Raw genomic sequence first — 16,320 nt, forward strand, 5'->3', positions numbered from 1 at the left:
CCCCGCGAGGCGCGCGATGGCGAAGGTGATCGTGACCGCGATCGGGTCGGCGGGCGACGTGCATCCGCTGCTCGGCGTCGCGCGTGCGCTCGCGCTGCGCGGCCACGACGTCGTGTTCTGCACGCACGCGCCGTTCGAGGCGATCGTGCGCCGTTGCGGGTTCGCGTTCGTGCCGATCGGCACCGCGGCCGAATACGAGGCCGCGATGGAGAACCCCGCGCTGTGGGATCCGCGCACGTCGTTTCGCACGCTGTGGCAGGTGATCGCGCCGACGCTGCGCCCGCACTACGACGCGCTGCGCGCACTGACTGATGGCGATACGGTACTCGTCGGCACGCTGTGGGCATTCTCCGCGCGCTTCATGCAGGAACTGCACGGCACGCCGTACGTATCGGTGCAGGTGTCGCCGTCGACGCTGCTGTCCGCGCATGCGCCGCCGACGCACCCGCGCCTGACGATTCCCGCACGCTGGCCGCTGCCGGTGAAGGCGGCGCTGATGACGCTGATCGAGCGCCAGGTGCTCGATCGCACCTGCGGCCCCGCGCTCAACGCGGTGCGCCGCGAGTTCGGGCTCGCGCCCGCGCGACGCGTGCTGGGCCGCTGGCTGCATTCGACCGACGGCGTGCTGTGCCTGTTTCCCGGCTGGTTCGCGCCGCCGCAGCCGGACTGGCCGTCGAATCACCAGCAAAGCGGTTTCCCGTTGTTCAACGATATTGCGACACCCGACGAAGATGTGGCACTCGATGCGTATCTCGCGGCCGGTGAACCCCCGGTCGTGTTCACGGCCGGTTCGACACGCGTCGATCATGCGGCCTATGCGCGCGCGGTGGCGGATGCGCTGCGCGCGAACGGCGCGCGCGGGATCCTGCTGAGCCCGCACGATGCGGCGCCGGACGGCGATCGGCTGCTCGTGCGCCGTTTCGTGCCGATGCGCAAGCTGCTGCCGCGTTGCCGCGCGCTCGTGCATCACGGCGGGATCGGCACGGCGGCGCTCGCGTTCGAAGCGGGAATTCCGCAGGTCGTGACACCGTTCGCGCACGACCAGTTCGACAACGCGCAGCGGGTCGCCGTGAGCGGCTGCGGCGTGCGCGTCGACGGCCCGATCGACGGCGCGCGTCTTGGCGTGGCGCTCGCGCGCGTGCTCGGTGAACCCGCGTTTGCGGCGCACGCTGCGCGTATCCGCGCAGCGCTGGCGGCCGAGCAGGACGGCTGCGAAGCCGCCGCCGATTTCATCGAACGGTTCGCGCCGACGCGCGGGTGGGCGGCCACACGGCCCGTAGTCGCGGCGGCCGGCGCATGAGTACCGCACCGCCGCTTCGCGACGGGCCCGCCGTGCCGTCCGCGTTCGACGTGCCGGCCGCTGCGCCGGCCGCGCCGCCGGTGCGCGGCGCCCGGCTCGCGCTGCTGACGTTCGCGCTGTCGCTCGCGACCTTCATCGAAGTGCTCGACTCGACCGTCACCAACGTCGCGGTGCCCGCGATCTCGGGCAGTCTCGGCGTCTCGAACAGCCAGGGTACGTGGGTGATCAGCTCGTATTCGGTCGCGGCCGCGATCGCGGTGCCGCTGACCGGCTGGCTCGCGCGGCGCGTCGGCGAACTGCGGCTGTTCGTCGGCGCGGTGCTGCTGTTCACGCTGACGTCGCTGCTGTGCGGCCTCGCGCGCGACCTGCACGTGCTGGTGGTCTGCCGCGCGCTGCAGGGGCTGTGCTCGGGGCCGATGGTGCCGCTGTCGCAGACGATCCTGCTGCGCACGTTCCCGCCGGACAAGCGCACCGTCGCGCTCGCGCTATGGGCGATGACGGTGCTGCTCGCGCCGATCTTCGGGCCGGTGGTCGGCGGCTGGATCGTCGACAGCTTCTCGTGGCCGTGGATCTTCCTGATCAATTTGCCGATCGGGCTGTTCTCGTTCGCGGTCTGCACCGCGATGCTGCGCCCCGACGCGCAGCGTGGTGCGGCCGGCCCGATCGACGTGCCGGGCATCGTGCTGCTCGTGATCGGCGTCGGCTCGCTGCAGGCGATGCTCGATCTCGGCCACGACAAGGGCTGGTTCGATTCGCCGCTGATCGTCACGCTCGCGGTGGTCGCGGGGCTCGCGATCGTGTCGCTGCTGATCTGGGAGGCGGGCGAGGCCCATCCGGTCGTCGACTTGAGCCTGTTTCGCGATCGCACGTTCTCGTTCTGCGTGCTGATCATCTCGCTCGGGATGATGAGCTTCTCGGTGGTGGGTGTCGTGTTCCCGCTGTGGATGCAGGCGGTGATGGGCTACAACGCATTCCACGCGGGGCTCGCCACCGCGTCGCTCGGCGTGCTCGCGCTCGTGTTCTCGATTCTCGTCGGCCTGCACGCGCACCGTTTCGACGCGCGCGTGCTCGCGACCTTCGGCTTCCTCGTGTTCGCGACCGTGCTCGCATGGGATGCGCATTTCACGCTGAAGATGACGTTCGCGCAGATCGCGGCGCCCGGGCTCATCCAGGGAATCGGGCTGCCGTGTTTCTTCATTCCGCTGACCGCCGCGACGTTGTCGCGCATTCCGGACGACCGGCTCGCGGCGGCGTCGAGCCTGTCGAACTTCCTGCGCACGCTGTCCGCCGCGTTCGGCACCGCGATGAGCGTGACGCTGTGGGACAACCGTGCGACCTATCACTACGACGTCGTGTCGCAATCGGTCACGCACGCATCGGCGAACACGCAGCGCTTCGTGCACACGCTGAACGCGATGGGCGTGGACGGCGTGCGCGAGCTATCCACGCTGCACCAGGTCGTGATGCAGCAGGCGTACATGATGGCGACGGGCGACATGTTCTGGATGGCGAGCATGACCTGCCTCGTGCTCGCCGCGATGATGTGGCTCACGCGGCCGAAGCGCGGCGCGGCAGCTTCGTTCGGACATTGAGGAGAGCGGCATGACGACACTCGGCGCACTCGTGATCCTGTATCACCCGACCGACGCGCAGCTCGCGGCACTCGGCACGTGGCGGCACGCGTGCGACGCGCTGCTCGTCGTCGACAACACGCCGCAGCCCGATCCGCGCGCAAGCGAACTGTGCGCGCGCGACGGCATCGCGCTGCTGCATCACGGCAATCGCGGCGGCGTCGCGGGCGCGTACAACGCGGGGCTCGCGGCGCTGTTTCGCGACAACGTCGATGCGGTCGCGCTGTTCGACCAGGATTCGTCGGTGCCGGCCGGTTACTTTGCGACGATGCGCGACGCCTGCGAGGGGCTCGCGGGGCGCGCGTTCCTGGCCGGCCCGCGCATCTTCGACGAGAACGCGCGCAGCTTCCTGCCCGAGCTGGCGACCAACGGGATCGCGTTACGCCGGCTGCGCGTCGATCCCGATGCGCAAGTGCAGCGCTGTGCGTTCCTGATTTCGTCGGGCTGCGTCGTGTCGCGCGCCGCGTTCGACGTGCTCGGCCGCTTCGACGAGACGCTGTTCATCGATCACGTCGATACCGAATACAGCTTCCGCGCGCTCGCGCGCAACGTGCCGCTCTACGTCGTGCCGTCGCTGGTGCTGCCGCACCGGATCGGCGCGAAGCAGCGTCACGCGTTCGGCCCTTTCGAAATGACGTCGATGAATCACTCGTGGCAACGGCGCTACTACAGCGCCCGCAATGCGGTGCAGCTCGGGATGCAGTACGGGCTGCGCTTTCCGGTGGCGATCGTGCCGAACCTGCTGACCGTGTGGCAGGTCGTGCAGATTGCGCTCGTCGAGCGCGACAAGCGCGACAAGCTCGCCGGCATCCTGTTCGGAATCGCGGACGGCCTGTTCGGCCGGCTCGGTCCGCTCGAGCGCACGCGGCCGCGTCTGGCCGCACGTGCGCAGCGCGTCCAGCAGGGATGAGGGAAACGATGCGGCGTGTGAAAGAAAATGCGGCAGCGCTGGCGCGTGGCGTGAAGGGCGGTGCGTTGATCGGAGCCGCGGCGGCGGCGATGGCATTGGGCGGATGCGTGCCGACCGGCTTCCTGCCGTCGCTGTCGTTGCGTGCGCCGGCCGACGATGCGCTCGCGCATACGGCCGGCCCCGGCGTGAATGGTGCGTGGCCCGCACCCGACTGGGTGAAGCAACTGCAGGATCCGCAGCTTGACGCGCTGGTCGCCGAGGCATCGCAACACAATCCCGACCTGCAGGTTGCTCAGGCGCGCTTGCGGATCGCGCAGGCGCAGCTTCAGCAGTTCGATTCGTTGACGGGGCTGACGGGTACGGCCGGCGCAACGGTCAGCCGCGCGCGGATGCCGAAGCCGGGCGACGACGTCGCCAACGTGTCGGTCAGCGGCTATCGCGTGCCGGTCGAGATATTTGGCGATCCGAACGTATCGCCGTCGTCGGTGTTCGTCGGGCTCAACTACCAGCTCGACCTGTGGGGCAAGAACCGCGCGGCGACGAAGAGCCTGATGTCGCTGCGTGACGCGGCGCGGGTCGAGGCCGAGCAGGTGCGGCTCACGCTGGCGGTCGCGATCGTCACCGTGTACTGCCAGCTCGACCAGGCGTACGCGACGCAGGATCTGCTGCAGCAGAAGCTCAAGGTCAGTCAGCGTGTGACGACCGTGCTGCGCGAGCGTACCGCGCGCGGGCTCGACAACGCGTACGACGCGAGCGACGCATCGATCAAACGCAGCAAGCTGCTCGCGCAGATCGCGCTGAACGACGAGCAGATCAAGCTCGCGCAACTGCAGCTCGGCGTGCTGTCGGGCCGCGGCCCGGAGCGCGGGCTTGCGCTGCAGCGGCCGCGCGTCGGCGCATTGGCCGGCGGCGCGCTGCCCGCGCGGCTGCCGGCCGATCTGCTGGGCCGTCGGCCCGACATCGTCGCTGCGCGGCTGCGTGTCGAAGCCGCGTTCGCGAATGCCGATTCGACACGCGCGCAGTTCTATCCGGACGTGAATCTCGTCGCGCTCGGCGGCGTGTTCGCGCTGACGCCCGCGTCGCTGTTCTCGCGCGACGCGCTTGGCGGTTCCGTCGGCCCGGCGATCTCGCTGCCGGTGTTCGATCGCGGCCGGCTGAAGGCGAAGCTCGGCGCGGACGTCGCGCAGGCCGACGTCGCGATCGGGCTGTACAACAAGACCGTCGACGATGCGCTCGGTCAGGTCGCGCAGATCGTCACGTCTCTGCGTACGTCGCAGACGCTCGTCGCGCAGCAGCAGGACGCGGTCGCGGCCGCGCAAAAGATCGTGGAGATCGCGACTGACCGTCATCGGCGCGGCGTGCTGATGCAGAAAGACGTCGATGTCGCGGATCTCACGTTGATCGACGAGCGCGCACAGATGATCGCGCTGCTCGGCCGGCAGCGGACGCTGCGTGTCGGGTTGATCGGCGCGCTGGGCGGCGGGTTCGACGCGGGCGCGACGGTCGCGCAGGCGCCGACCGTGCATCGGGCGCGTGGCGGGGCGGCGAAGCGCGGCGCTTCGGTCGCCGCATCCGCAGCGCCCGCCGTGGCGTCTGCGACCGCCACGGCCGCACCGGCCGCCGCCGCGACCACGAGCCAGTCGGTGGCGGGGCCGTCGGCCGATGCGCGTGCGCGGAGCGTGGCCGTCCCGCAGGTCGTCGCAGCATCGAATGCGGCGGCCGCGCGACGCGACGACGCGCCACGCCCGCCGGCCGTCGGCGCGACGCCTCGCGGCGTCCCCGTTTCCGCGCGCACGGCGGCAGTGAATCCAGCGCCGGGTCCGTCGGCCATGCCGCCGATCCCCTTGTTCCAGCATGACCGCCTGATCGTTACGCAAAGCGACTGATGCACCACGACAACCTTCATAACGCCGCGCAGCCGGCTGCCCTGAACGATCCCGCACTCGACGCGCGCCGGGCGACGCGCCGCAAGCGCTTCACGCTGTTCTTCGCGGTCGTGCTGCTGGCCGCGCTCGTCTGGATCGCGTTCTGGCTGTTGCATGACCGCTATTACGAAGACACCGACGACGCGTACGTCGCGGGCAGCATCGTGCAGGTCGCGGCGCAGATTCCGGGCACCGTGACCGACGTGCTGGTCGCCGATACGCAGGCCGTGCGTGCCGGGCAGACGCTGGTGCGGCTCGACGACACCGAGGCGTCCGTCGCGTTCGCGCAGGCGAAGGCGCAGCTCGCGCAGGCCGTGCGGCAGGTCGCGAACGCGAAGATCTCGAACACGATGTACGTCGAAGCCGTGACCGCGCGCCAGGCCGACCTGTCGCTCGCGCAGCGCGCGCTCGCCGCGCGTTCGGGCGCGTCGGTCGAGATCGTCGCGCCGGAGGAGCTGGCGCGCGCGCGCGCGGCGGTCGCCGGTGCGCAGGCCAATCTCGCGGCCGCACAGGCGCAGCTCGATGCGGCGCGCGCGCTCGGCACCCGGTTGCCCGTCGACGAAAACCCGGCCGTCGTGCAGGCTACCGCGCAGTTCAAGCTCGCGTACCGGAACCTGAAGCGCACGACGATCGTCGCGCCGGTCGACGGCACGATCGGTCAACGTTCGGTGCAGGTCGGCCAGCAGGTCGGGCCCGGCGTGCCGCTGATGTCGATCGTGCAGCTCAGTCAGTTGTGGATCGAGGCCAATTTCAAGGAAGGGCAGATCCGCCACATGCGCATCGGGCAGCCGGTCGAGATCGTGTCGGATCTCTACGGCTCGCGCGTGACCTATCGCGGCCGCGTGCAGGGCTTCTCGGCCGGCACCGGCAGCGCGTTCTCGATGCTGCCCTCGCAGAACGCGGCCGGCAACTGGATCAAGGTCGTGCAACGCGTGCCGGTCGTGATCGCGATCGATCCTCGCGATCTGGCCGCGCATCCGCTGCGGGTCGGGCTGTCGATGCGTGCGACCGTCGATACGCGCAACCGCGACGGCCATGCGCTCGACAGCGAGCCGCCGACGCCGGCCGTCAGTACGCGCGTGCACGACGGGGTGGCGAGCGACGCGGAAGCGGCGGCCGCCGCGATCGTTCGCGAGAATCAGGGCGGGTAACGCGCGCCCGACCGACGGGGCGGGCCGATCGCGCCGATCGGCCGCGCTCACGCGTTTCGTGCCTGCCACGATCGCGCTCTCCGGCCGTTTTTTCCCTGACCCGACTTTCGTGTTTCCGCCATTTATGTCGGCACCGTTCAAACGCATGTCGCGTTTGAGACATCGGGGCCCCCACCTCCGGGACTACTCTCGAACAGCACGTTGCGTAGCGCCGCATCCGTTGGCGCGCGGCAGCGCCATCCAACGAGACATGGAGACAATACGATGAGCAGCAATCGAGGTGTCGTCTATCTTGGGCCGGGCAAGGTCGAAGTGCAGAAGATCGATTATCCGAAAATGGTCGATCCGACCGGCCGCGCGATCGGCCACGGTGTCATCCTGAAAGTGGTGAGCACGAACATCTGCGGCTCCGACCAGCACATGGTGCGCGGCCGCACGACCGCTCCGGTCGGCCTCGTGCTCGGTCACGAGATCACGGGCGAAGTGGTCGAGGTGGGCCCGGACGTCGAGACGCTGAAGATCGGTGATCTCGTGTCGGTGCCGTTCAACGTCGCATGCGGCCGCTGCGCGATGTGCAAGGACACGCATACGGGTGTGTGCTTGAACGTGAACCCGTCGCGTGCCGGCGGTGCTTACGGCTACGTCGACATGGGCGGCTGGATCGGCGGCCAGGCCGAGTACGTGCTCGTGCCGTACGCGGACTTCAACCTGCTGAAATTCCCCGACCGCGACCAGGCGATGGCGAAGATTCGCGATCTGACCTGCCTGTCCGACATTCTCCCGACCGGCTATCACGGCGCGGTGAGCGCGGGCGTGAAGCCGGGCTCGACGGTCTACATTGCGGGCGCGGGCCCGGTCGGCATGGCGGCGGCCGCGTCGGCGCGCCTGCTCGGCGCGGCGGTGACGATCGTCGGCGACATGAACGCGGAACGCCTCGCGCACGCGCGGGCGATGGGCTTCGAGACGGTCGACCTGTCGAAGGACGCGTCGCTCGGCGAGCAGATCGAGCAGATCCTCGGCGTGCCGGAGATCGATTGCGCGGTCGACTGCGTCGGCTTCGAGGCGCACGGCCACGGTTCGTCGGGCCATTCCGAGGAAGCGCCCGCGACGGTGCTGAACTCGCTGATGGAAATCACGCGGCCGGCCGGCGCGATCGGCATCCCGGGCCTGTACGTGACGGACGATCCGGGCGCGAAGGACAAGGCCGCGCAGCACGGCAGCCTGAGCATCCGCTTCGGCCTCGGCTGGGCGAAGTCGCACTCGTTCTTCACGGGCCAGACGCCGGTGCTCAAGTACAACCGCAACCTGATGCAGGCAATCCTTTTCGACCGTCTGCCGATCGCGAAGATCGTCAACGTCGAAGTGATCTCGCTCGACCAGGCGCCGGAAGGCTACAAGAAGTTCGACGGCGGCGCGCCGCGCAAATTCGTGATCGATCCGCACGGCTTGCTGGCGGCCTGACGCACGAACGACGGGCATGAAGCGGGCGGCACCGGAGACGGTGCCGCCCGTTTTTCGTTGCGGGCGTGGCTGCGGTCGCCGTGCGCCGCGCGCTCAATGCCCGCGATAGATCATCGCCGTTTCGGCCGCGCTCGCCATCGCTCGCCGGCCATGACGCGTATGCAGGGTCACGCGGCGTATCGCGTGCGCGTGTCGCGTCGCGGTGGCACCGCCTTTCCAGTCGGCGACGCGAATGCCGCCGCCGCGCGCGCTGTCCGGTCCGTGAACCGGCGGCGTGTGCCGCGCGAGCGTCGTCATCGGGCGTCCTGTCGCGTGTCGGGGCGTGCCCGCATTGCCGGGTTGAGCGGCCTTGGTCGACCGATCGGTGTCGGTGTCGACGTTGGCGTTGGCGAGCCGATCGATGTCGACTGCCGCGCGCTCGGCCGCATGAAATGCCGGGACGGGCGCGGGCGCGGGCCCGACCGGCAACGTCGGCGCATCACCCGCATGCAGACTGGCGTAAGCCGTCAGCGGGCGCGACGCGCCCGGTCCGTGACAGACGGGATTCGCCCGGCACGTCCGGTCATACGTCACATAGCCGCCGACCAGCATCACGAGGGTCAGGATGCTCAGCAGCGGTGCGCTTGACGCGCGCGGCCGCTGGAGCGCCGCGCTGCGCACCGCGGCCGCGACGCGCGACGACCACGTCGGGACGTGCTGCGCCTCGTGCGTGGGCGCGGCCTGCGCGGCGGGCACATCGTCGTTCGATCGGCGCAGCGGCGCGAACGGCCAACCCCCCAGTCCGCAGACGGGGCACTGCTCGCTGGCGCGGAACGCCATGAAGCCGCACTGCCGGCAGCGCTGGCTGACGGTGGCGCGCGGCTCGGCACGCAGGCTCAGTGCGCCGCGCAGCGTGTCGCGCGTGCGGACTTTCCGGTTGGGCAGGACTTGCATGATCGTTGCTACCTCGTCTGCTGTTGCCGCCCCGCGAGCCTTCCGATGGTCCGCATCGCGTCCTCGACGGCAGGGGTCCACGGTCGGCCATAGTTCAGCCGGACGTAGCGGTGAAAGGCGCCCGTCATCGAAAAGATCGGCCCGGGCGCGAGGCTGACCCCATTCTCCATCGCGTCGCCGAACAACTGCATCGCATTGACGTGCGGCGGCAATTCGATCCACAGGAAATAGCCGCCGCGCGGGGCATGCACCTCGGTGTCGGCCGGGAAATACGCGCGAACGGCCGCGAGCATCTGCGCCTGGTGGGCCGCGAGGTTGAGCCGGAGCCTGCGCAGGAAGCGGTCGTACGCGCCGTCGCGCAGATAGCTGGACACGGCCATCTGCGCGGGCACGTCGGCCGCCGGCGCGCTCGTGTTCTTCACCTGCCTGATCTGCTTCACGTAACGTCCGGCCGCGACCCAACCGACCCGGAAACCGGGGGCGAGACACTTCGAGAACGAACCGCAATGCAGCACGAGCCCTTTGTCGTCATACAGCTTCGCGGGGCGCGTGGGCGTCGGGTCGAAATGGAGTTCTCCGAACACGTCGTCCTCGATCAGCGGCACCTGGTGCGATGCGAGCAGTTCGATCAGCCCGCGCTTGCCCTCGTCGGGCAGCGTCGCGCCTGTCGGGTTGTGGAACGAGGTCATGAACCAGCACGCGCGCACCGGATGCGTGTCGAGCACGTCGGCGAGCGCGTCGAGGTCGAGGCCGGTGCGCGGGTCAACCGGAATCTCGATGGCCTTCAGATGCAGCCCCTGCACGGCTTGCAGCACCGCGGGGAAGGCAGGGCGTTCGATCGCGACGATGTCGCCAGGGCGCGTGAGCGCCTGCAGGCTCAGCGTCAGCGCTTCCGCCGCGCCGGTCGTGATGACGATTTCTTCCATCGGCAACGCCGCGCCCGCGTTCAGGTACCGCAACGCAATCTGGCGGCGCAACGCTTCGTTGCCTGGCGGCAGGCCGGCCAGCAGTGTCTCGCGGTCCATGTTGCGGGCGGCCGTCGCCGCATATCGCCACAGGCTGCTCATCGGAAACAGTGAGTAGCTGGCGAATGCGGAACCCAGCGGCACGATGTCGTCGCGTTTGAGCGAGTCGATCAGCTGGAACAGCGCATCGCCGCCGCCGGTGTGCGATGCAGCCGGTTTGCGCGGTGTGTCGTGACCCGCGCGCACACGCTTGTCATCGAAGTTCGCAACGAAATAACCGCTACGCGCGCGCGCGACGATCAAGCCCTCGCTTTCGAGCGCGTAGTACGCGCGAAACACGGTGGAGGGACTGACACGATAGGCGAGGCATGCGGCGCGCACGGTCGGGATGCGTGCGCCTGGCGGCAGGTCGCCGCGCCGGATCGAATCGGCAATCGTCTGTGCGAGCACCGCATATCGCTTCATGCCTGGCCTCCGGCCGATCACGGCCGTCGCTGAAAAAAGAGTAGCACGGCGTCCGCCGCGTTCAATCCCGCCCCCAATCGTTCATCGGCAGTTCGCTGATACGCACGTTTTCGACTGACTCTGAGCCTTTTCTTCAGACCAGCGAACCGGCATTCTTCGCAAGTCTCATTCCCGACGCGTGATCGATACGGTCTTCACGCTCCTCGACGGCGGATCCGTGACGACCGCGCACCGTGCGCGGGACCGGGTGCGCAGTGTCCTCACCTTACCCGGAAGCAATCAGCGTGAAATCGAAGTTCCTCGTCGCGGGCCTCGTTGGCGGCCTCGCGCTCAACCTGCTCGGCGGCACCGCTGAAGCGGCCTGCGTCAACAATCCCCCGACTCAATCCAACGCGTCGTTTCCCGCCGCACTGACCGGCAAGCTCGTCTATCACAGCTACGTCAAGTACGGCGACGGCACGAGCCAGCTGTTCCTGTACGACTTTTCGGCGCGCACGCTCACGCAGTTGAGCAAGAGCAGCTGGGGCATCACCGATCCGATGAACGGCGTGTTCAGCCCCGACGGCAAGTGGCTTGCGTTCATGGGCATCAGCAATGGCGCCTGGAACGTGTTCATGCTGCAGCTCGGCGCCGGCACGCCGCCGGTCAACCTGACGAACAGCACGGGCGCGACGCGCAACGAGGATCCGAAGTTCAGCGCCGACGGCAAGACGCTCGTGTTCAAGCAGAACGGCGACGTGAAGCAGGGCACGCTGTCGTACACGAGCGCGGGCCCGGTGCTTACGTCGGTCGTGAGCCTGACCAACGCACCGGCGGGCGCCGAATACTCGATGCCGTTCCTCGCGCCGGACGCGAGCGCCGTCTACTACGCGACGGGCACCGGCTCGAACATGGGGCTGATGAAGCGCACGATCGCGACCGGCACGACGGTGGTGTTCGATCATCCGGCCGGTCTGCAGACCTACTATCCGATCGTACGCGGCGACGGCATGGTGTTCTACGCGCGCTGGAAGGACACGGGCGGTGCCGACCAGATCTATGCGAAGACCGCGGATCCGGCGTCGACGCCGAACGCGCTGCCGATCAACGACTGCATGAGCAACAACTCCGATCCGGCGCCGGTGAGCGGCACGAACTATGTGTTCTTCTCGTCGACGACGGCGGGCGGCTATCAGCTCTATGTGGGCGACGTGACCACCGGCCAGCGCTGGAGCCTGTCGCAGTTCGGCGTGAATGCGGACACGACCAAGGCGAAGCTCGGCTCGAGCTACTACGGTGGCCCTGCCGCCGCGCAGCCGATGCTGCTGTCGCAAGGTCGTCCGGCTGCTGCGTCGGCGAGCTACAACGCATCGCTGACGGCGGACAAGGCGTTCGACGGCAACACGACGAGCACGCGCTGGGATTCGCCGGAAGGCGCGGGCGTCGATCCGCAATGGATCTCCGTCGATCTCGGCGCGGTGAAGAAGATCAGCAGCGTCGATCTCTACTGGGACGCGGGTGCGCTCGTCTACCAGATCCAGACGTCGACCGACAACGCGAACTGGACGACGGTCTACTCGACGAACAACGGCGTGGCGTACGGTCACGTCACGCTGCCGAACCTGAACGCGCAGGGCCGCTACGTGCGGATGCTCGGCACGAAGCGGGCGACGCAGTGGGGTTACTCGCTCGATGAAATGCAGGTGTGGGGATCGTAAGCACCAGCAAAAAGGCGGCCTTCGAGGCCGCCTTTTTTATCGCGCCACGCCCGCGTCACGCGTGAATCACATGAGCCGGAAACGCCGGTGCGGTCGCCGCCGCGCCGTGCGCGAGCGGTGCGACCTGCTTGCGGCGCTCGCGCGTTGGCGCAACGCCGAACGCGTCGCGATAGCTCTTGCTGAAGTGGCAGGCCGACTGGAAGCCGCACGCCATCGTGATGTGCATGATCGACATGTCGGTCTGCAGCAGCAACTCGCGCGCGCGGCGCAGCCGCAGCGTCAGGTAATAGTGCGTGGGCGTCATCCCGAGATGCTCGCGGAACAGGCGCTGCAGTTGGCGCTGCGACATGTTCGCGAGTCGTGCGAGTTCCTCGCGCGACAGCGGCTCCTCGATGTTGTTTTCCATCAGCGAGATCACTTCGAACAGTGACTTGTTCGCCGAGCCGAGCCGCGCGACGAGCGGCATCCGCTGTTGCGCGCTCGTGTCGCGCACGTGTTCGACGATGAACTGCTCGGCGATCTGCGTGACGCGCGCGGTGCCCACGCGCGCGGCGATCAGGTTCAGCATCATGTCGAGCGGCGCGACGCCGCCGGTGCACGTGATGCGGTCGCGGTCGACCACGAACAGTTCCTTCAGGAAGCGCGTGTCCGGAAACTCTTCCTTCAACGCCGACATGTTTTCCCAGTGAATCGCGCAGGCATAGCCCGCGAGCAGCCCCGACTTCGCGAGCGCATAGGTGCCCGTGCACAGGCTGCCGAGCGGTAGTCCCATGCGCGCGAAGCGGCGCAGCGTCGACAGATGGGCGGGCGTGGTCGCGCGTTGCACCTCGACACCGCCGCACACGAATACGATATCCGGCTGCCCCACGCATTCGGCCGGGCCCGTGTCGACCGTGAGGCCATTGCTCGCCGTAACCGGGCCGCCGTCCGGGCTGATGATCGACCAGCGATAGAGCGGCTGGCCGCTCAGGTAATTCGCCATCCGAAGCACCTCGATCGCATTGGTGAACGCGATCATCGTGAAGTTCGGTAAGGGCATGAACGCGAAGTGGGACAGCGACGCTGTGCGGTCGGGCGACATGGGGGGCGTTCCTTGAATCTCTAATAGCTTTTGGCCCGAGAGGCACGGATCGGGCTGCCGTATTGTGTGAGCGAGCGCAACAAGCGTGCCATACGGCTAAACCCTAGCTGCATACGTTGTATGGGTGGAAAGCGGATGCTGCACTGCACCGTAAGCGGGCTGCGCTGCACCCTTCACGCGCAGCTCAGGCACCGGCGAAGTGCCTGTCCGTGGATAAACCGCACGCGCCGGTTTGCCTGGTCATCGGAAAAAGCACGACCGGTCACTTGTACAAAACGGACGCGCATGGCGGAAAAGGCAAAGAACGCGTCTAAATTCATCAATCCGCCGAAAATCCGAACGACAAGAATAGAGCCGTCGGCAGCCTTGCACTGGATGCGCGGGAAACCCAGGTACGGCGGGCCTCGAGCTTCGGTTGCACGCCCATCATTCTTCGTCACGGACGCACTATGTCGAACACCCAGCCTTTCTTCTCGCAGCCCCTCGCCGAGCGCGATGCGCCGGTGCGCAGCGCCATCCTGAAGGAGCTCGAGCGCCAGCAGTCGCAAGTCGAGCTGATCGCGTCGGAAAACATCGTGTCGCGCGCGGTGCTCGAGGCGCAGGGTTCGGTGCTGACCAACAAGTATGCGGAAGGCTATCCGGGCAAGCGTTACTACGGCGGCTGCGAATTCGCGGACGAGGTGGAGGCGCTGGCGATCGAGCGCGTGAAGCAGATCTTCAACGCCGGCTACGCGAACGTGCAGCCGCACTCGGGCGCGCAGGCGAACGGGTCGGTGATGCTCGCGCTGGCGAAGCCGGGCGACACCGTGCTCGGCATGTCGCTGGACGCCGGCGGCCACCTGACGCACGGCGCCAAGCCGGCGCTGTCGGGCAAGTGGTTCAACGCCGTGCAATACGGCGTGAACCGCGACACGATGCGGATCGACTACGACCAGGTTGAAGAACTCGCGCACCAGCACAAGCCGAGCCTGATCATCGCCGGCTTCTCGGCGTACCCGCGCGCGCTGGACTTCGCGCGCTTCCGTGCGATCGCCGACAGCGTCGGCGCGAAGCTGATGGTCGACATGGCGCACATCGCGGGCGTGATCGCCGCCGGCCGCCATGCGAACCCGGTCGAGCATGCGCACGTCGTCACGTCGACCACGCACAAGACGCTGCGCGGCCCGCGCGGCGGCTTCGTGCTGACCAACGACGAAGAGATCGCGAAGAAGATCAACTCGGCCGTGTTCCCCGGCCTGCAAGGCGGCCCGCTGATGCACGTGATCGCCGGCAAGGCCGTCGCGTTCGGCGAAGTGCTGCACGCGGACTTCAAGACCTACATCGACAACGTGCTCGCGAACGCGCAGGCGCTTGGCGAAGTGCTGAAGGCGGGCGGCGTGGACCTCGTCACCGGCGGCACCGACAACCACCTGCTGCTGGTCGACCTGCGCCCGAAGGGCCTGAAGGGCGCGCCGGTCGAGCAGGCGCTGGAACGGGCAGGCATCACCTGCAACAAGAACGGCATTCCGTTCGACACCGAGAAGCCGACCGTCACGTCGGGCATCCGCCTCGGCACGCCGGCCGGCACGACGCGCGGCTTCGGCGTCGCGGAGTTCCGCGAGGTCGGCCGCCTGATTCTCGAAGTGTTCGACGCGCTGCGCGCGAACCCGGAAGGCGACCACGCGACCGAACAGCGCGTGCGCCGCGAAATTTTCGCGCTCTGCGAGCGCTTCCCGATTTACTGATCGACGACCCCCACAAAAGTAGAGACTTGAGCGAGAGGCAGATATGAGCACGCTGCATCAGGACAGCATCATCATCGACGGACTGAACATCTCGAAGTTCGAGAAGCCGGTGTTCGAGGACATGCGCAAGGGCGGCATCACGGCCGCGAACTGCACGGTATCGGTGTGGGAGAACTTCACCAAGACCGTCGACAACATCGGCGTGATGAAGAAGAAGATCCGCGACAACGGCGAACTGCTGACGCTGGTGCGCACGACCGACGACATCTTCCGCGCGAAGAAGGAAGGCAAGACGGGCATCATCCTCGGCTTCCAGAACGCGCACGCATTCGAGGACAACCTCGGCTACATCGAGGCGTTCGCCGACATGGGCGTGCGCGTCGTGCAGCTTTGCTACAACACGCAGAACCTGGTCGGCACGGGTTGCTACGAGCGTGACGGCGGCCTGTCCGACTTCGGCCGCGAAGTGATCACCGAGATGAACCGCGTCGGCATCATGGTCGACCTGTCGCATGTGGGCGGCAACACGTCGTCGGAAGCGATCGCGTTCTCGAAGAAGCCAGTGTGCTACTCGCACTGCCTGCCGTCGGGCCTGAAGGAACATCCGCGCAACAAGAGCGACGCACAGCTGAAGGAAATCGCCGACGCCGGCGGCTTCGTCGGCGTGACGATGTTCGCGCCGTTCCTGAAGCGCGGGATCGAGGCGAACATCGACGACTACATCGAGGCGATCGACTACGTCGTGAACCTGATCGGCGAAGACGCGGTCGGCATCGGCACGGACTTCACGCAGGATTTCGCGAAGGAATTCTTCGACATGCTGACGCACGACAAGGGCCGCTATCGCCAGCTGACGAACTTCGGCAAGGTGATCAACCCGGACGGCATCCGCACGATCGGCGAATTCCCGAACCTGACCGCGGCGATGGAACGCCACGGCTGGAAGGAGTCGCGCATCCGCAAGATCATGGGCGAGAACTGGGTGCGCGTGTTCAAGGACGTGTGGGGCGCGTAAGCGCCCGCCGACCCGAACCGCCGCCCGCGATTCAACACAAGAACAATCGGGACGTGCCCGCG

Annotated in this window: 13 protein-coding genes; 9 read left to right on the top strand and 4 right to left on the bottom strand. The window is 67.9% G+C overall.

From position 1 onward, the window contains the following. Window positions 1-16: 16 nt before the first annotated feature. The 6 genes from WS75_RS28365 to fdhA all read left to right on the top strand — a co-directional run bounded on the left by WS75_RS28365 (window position 17) and on the right by fdhA (window position 8,378). Window positions 17-1,300: a glycosyltransferase gene (locus WS75_RS28365; RefSeq protein ID WP_059685559.1), complete on the top strand. Its 1,284-nt coding sequence runs from the start codon at window positions 17-19 to the stop codon at window positions 1,298-1,300. After that, the gene (locus tag WS75_RS28370) at window positions 1,297-2,892 is read left to right on the top strand and encodes a DHA2 family efflux MFS transporter permease subunit (RefSeq protein ID WP_059685560.1); all 1,596 of its coding nucleotides are present in this window, start codon (window positions 1,297-1,299) and stop codon (window positions 2,890-2,892) included. The genes WS75_RS28365 and WS75_RS28370 overlap by 4 nt, the downstream gene beginning before the upstream one ends. 10 nt (window positions 2,893-2,902) lie before the next feature. Continuing rightward, on the top strand, window positions 2,903-3,841 hold the full coding sequence (locus WS75_RS28375) for a glycosyltransferase family 2 protein (protein WP_059685562.1): 939 nt from the start codon (window positions 2,903-2,905) through the stop codon (window positions 3,839-3,841). An 8-nt stretch (window positions 3,842-3,849) separates the two neighbouring features. Continuing rightward, entirely contained in the window at window positions 3,850-5,727 is a 1,878-nt protein-coding gene (locus WS75_RS28380) for an efflux transporter outer membrane subunit (RefSeq protein WP_059685564.1), read from the top strand. Further along, window positions 5,727-6,917, top strand: a complete 1,191-nt coding sequence (locus tag WS75_RS28385; RefSeq protein WP_059685566.1) for an HlyD family secretion protein — start codon at window positions 5,727-5,729, stop codon at window positions 6,915-6,917. The genes WS75_RS28380 and WS75_RS28385 overlap by 1 nt, the downstream gene beginning before the upstream one ends. 264 nt (window positions 6,918-7,181) lie before the next feature. Then, window positions 7,182-8,378: a formaldehyde dehydrogenase, glutathione-independent gene (gene fdhA, locus WS75_RS28390; RefSeq protein WP_059600256.1), complete on the top strand. Its 1,197-nt coding sequence runs from the start codon at window positions 7,182-7,184 to the stop codon at window positions 8,376-8,378. Window positions 8,379-8,471: 93 nt separating this feature from the next. On the opposite strand, the gene WS75_RS28395 is transcribed toward fdhA, so the two are convergent. Together WS75_RS28395 and WS75_RS28400 are read right to left on the bottom strand one after the other, a co-directional pair. After that, a complete protein-coding gene (locus WS75_RS28395) occupies window positions 8,472-9,311 on the bottom strand; it encodes a hypothetical protein (RefSeq protein ID WP_059685568.1) in 840 nt (279 codons plus the stop codon). A gap of 8 nt (window positions 9,312-9,319) precedes the next feature. Further along, on the bottom strand, window positions 9,320-10,741 hold the full coding sequence (locus tag WS75_RS28400; RefSeq protein ID WP_059685570.1) for an aminotransferase-like domain-containing protein: 1,422 nt from the start codon (window positions 10,739-10,741) through the stop codon (window positions 9,320-9,322). Between the two features lie 284 nt (window positions 10,742-11,025). Here WS75_RS28400 and WS75_RS28405 point away from each other — a divergent pair, with 284 nt between their 5' ends. Then, complete coding sequence (locus tag WS75_RS28405) at window positions 11,026-12,438, top strand: discoidin domain-containing protein (protein WP_059685572.1); 1,413 nt, start codon at window positions 11,026-11,028, stop codon at window positions 12,436-12,438. Window positions 12,439-12,493: 55 nt separating this feature from the next. Here WS75_RS28405 and WS75_RS28410 read toward each other — a convergent pair whose 3' ends face one another. Further along, window positions 12,494-13,519, bottom strand: coding sequence for a GlxA family transcriptional regulator (locus WS75_RS28410; protein ID WP_059685574.1), 1,026 nt, complete (start codon window positions 13,517-13,519; stop codon window positions 12,494-12,496). A 173-nt stretch (window positions 13,520-13,692) separates the two neighbouring features. Continuing rightward, entirely contained in the window at window positions 13,693-13,959 is a 267-nt protein-coding gene (locus tag WS75_RS33055; RefSeq protein WP_257129470.1) for a hypothetical protein, read from the bottom strand. Window positions 13,960-13,968: 9 nt separating this feature from the next. Between WS75_RS33055 and WS75_RS28415 the strand changes: the two genes are divergently transcribed. Continuing rightward, a complete protein-coding gene (locus tag WS75_RS28415) occupies window positions 13,969-15,243 on the top strand; it encodes a serine hydroxymethyltransferase (protein WP_059685577.1) in 1,275 nt (424 codons plus the stop codon). Between the two features lie 43 nt (window positions 15,244-15,286). Next, complete coding sequence (locus WS75_RS28420; RefSeq protein ID WP_034186088.1) at window positions 15,287-16,258, top strand: dipeptidase; 972 nt, start codon at window positions 15,287-15,289, stop codon at window positions 16,256-16,258. Window positions 16,259-16,320 lie beyond the last annotated feature (62 nt).

The sequence above is a fragment of the Burkholderia sp. FL-7-2-10-S1-D7 genome, assembly GCF_001524185.1.
GTDB classification, from domain to species: Bacteria; Pseudomonadota; Gammaproteobacteria; order Burkholderiales; family Burkholderiaceae; genus Burkholderia; species Burkholderia diffusa.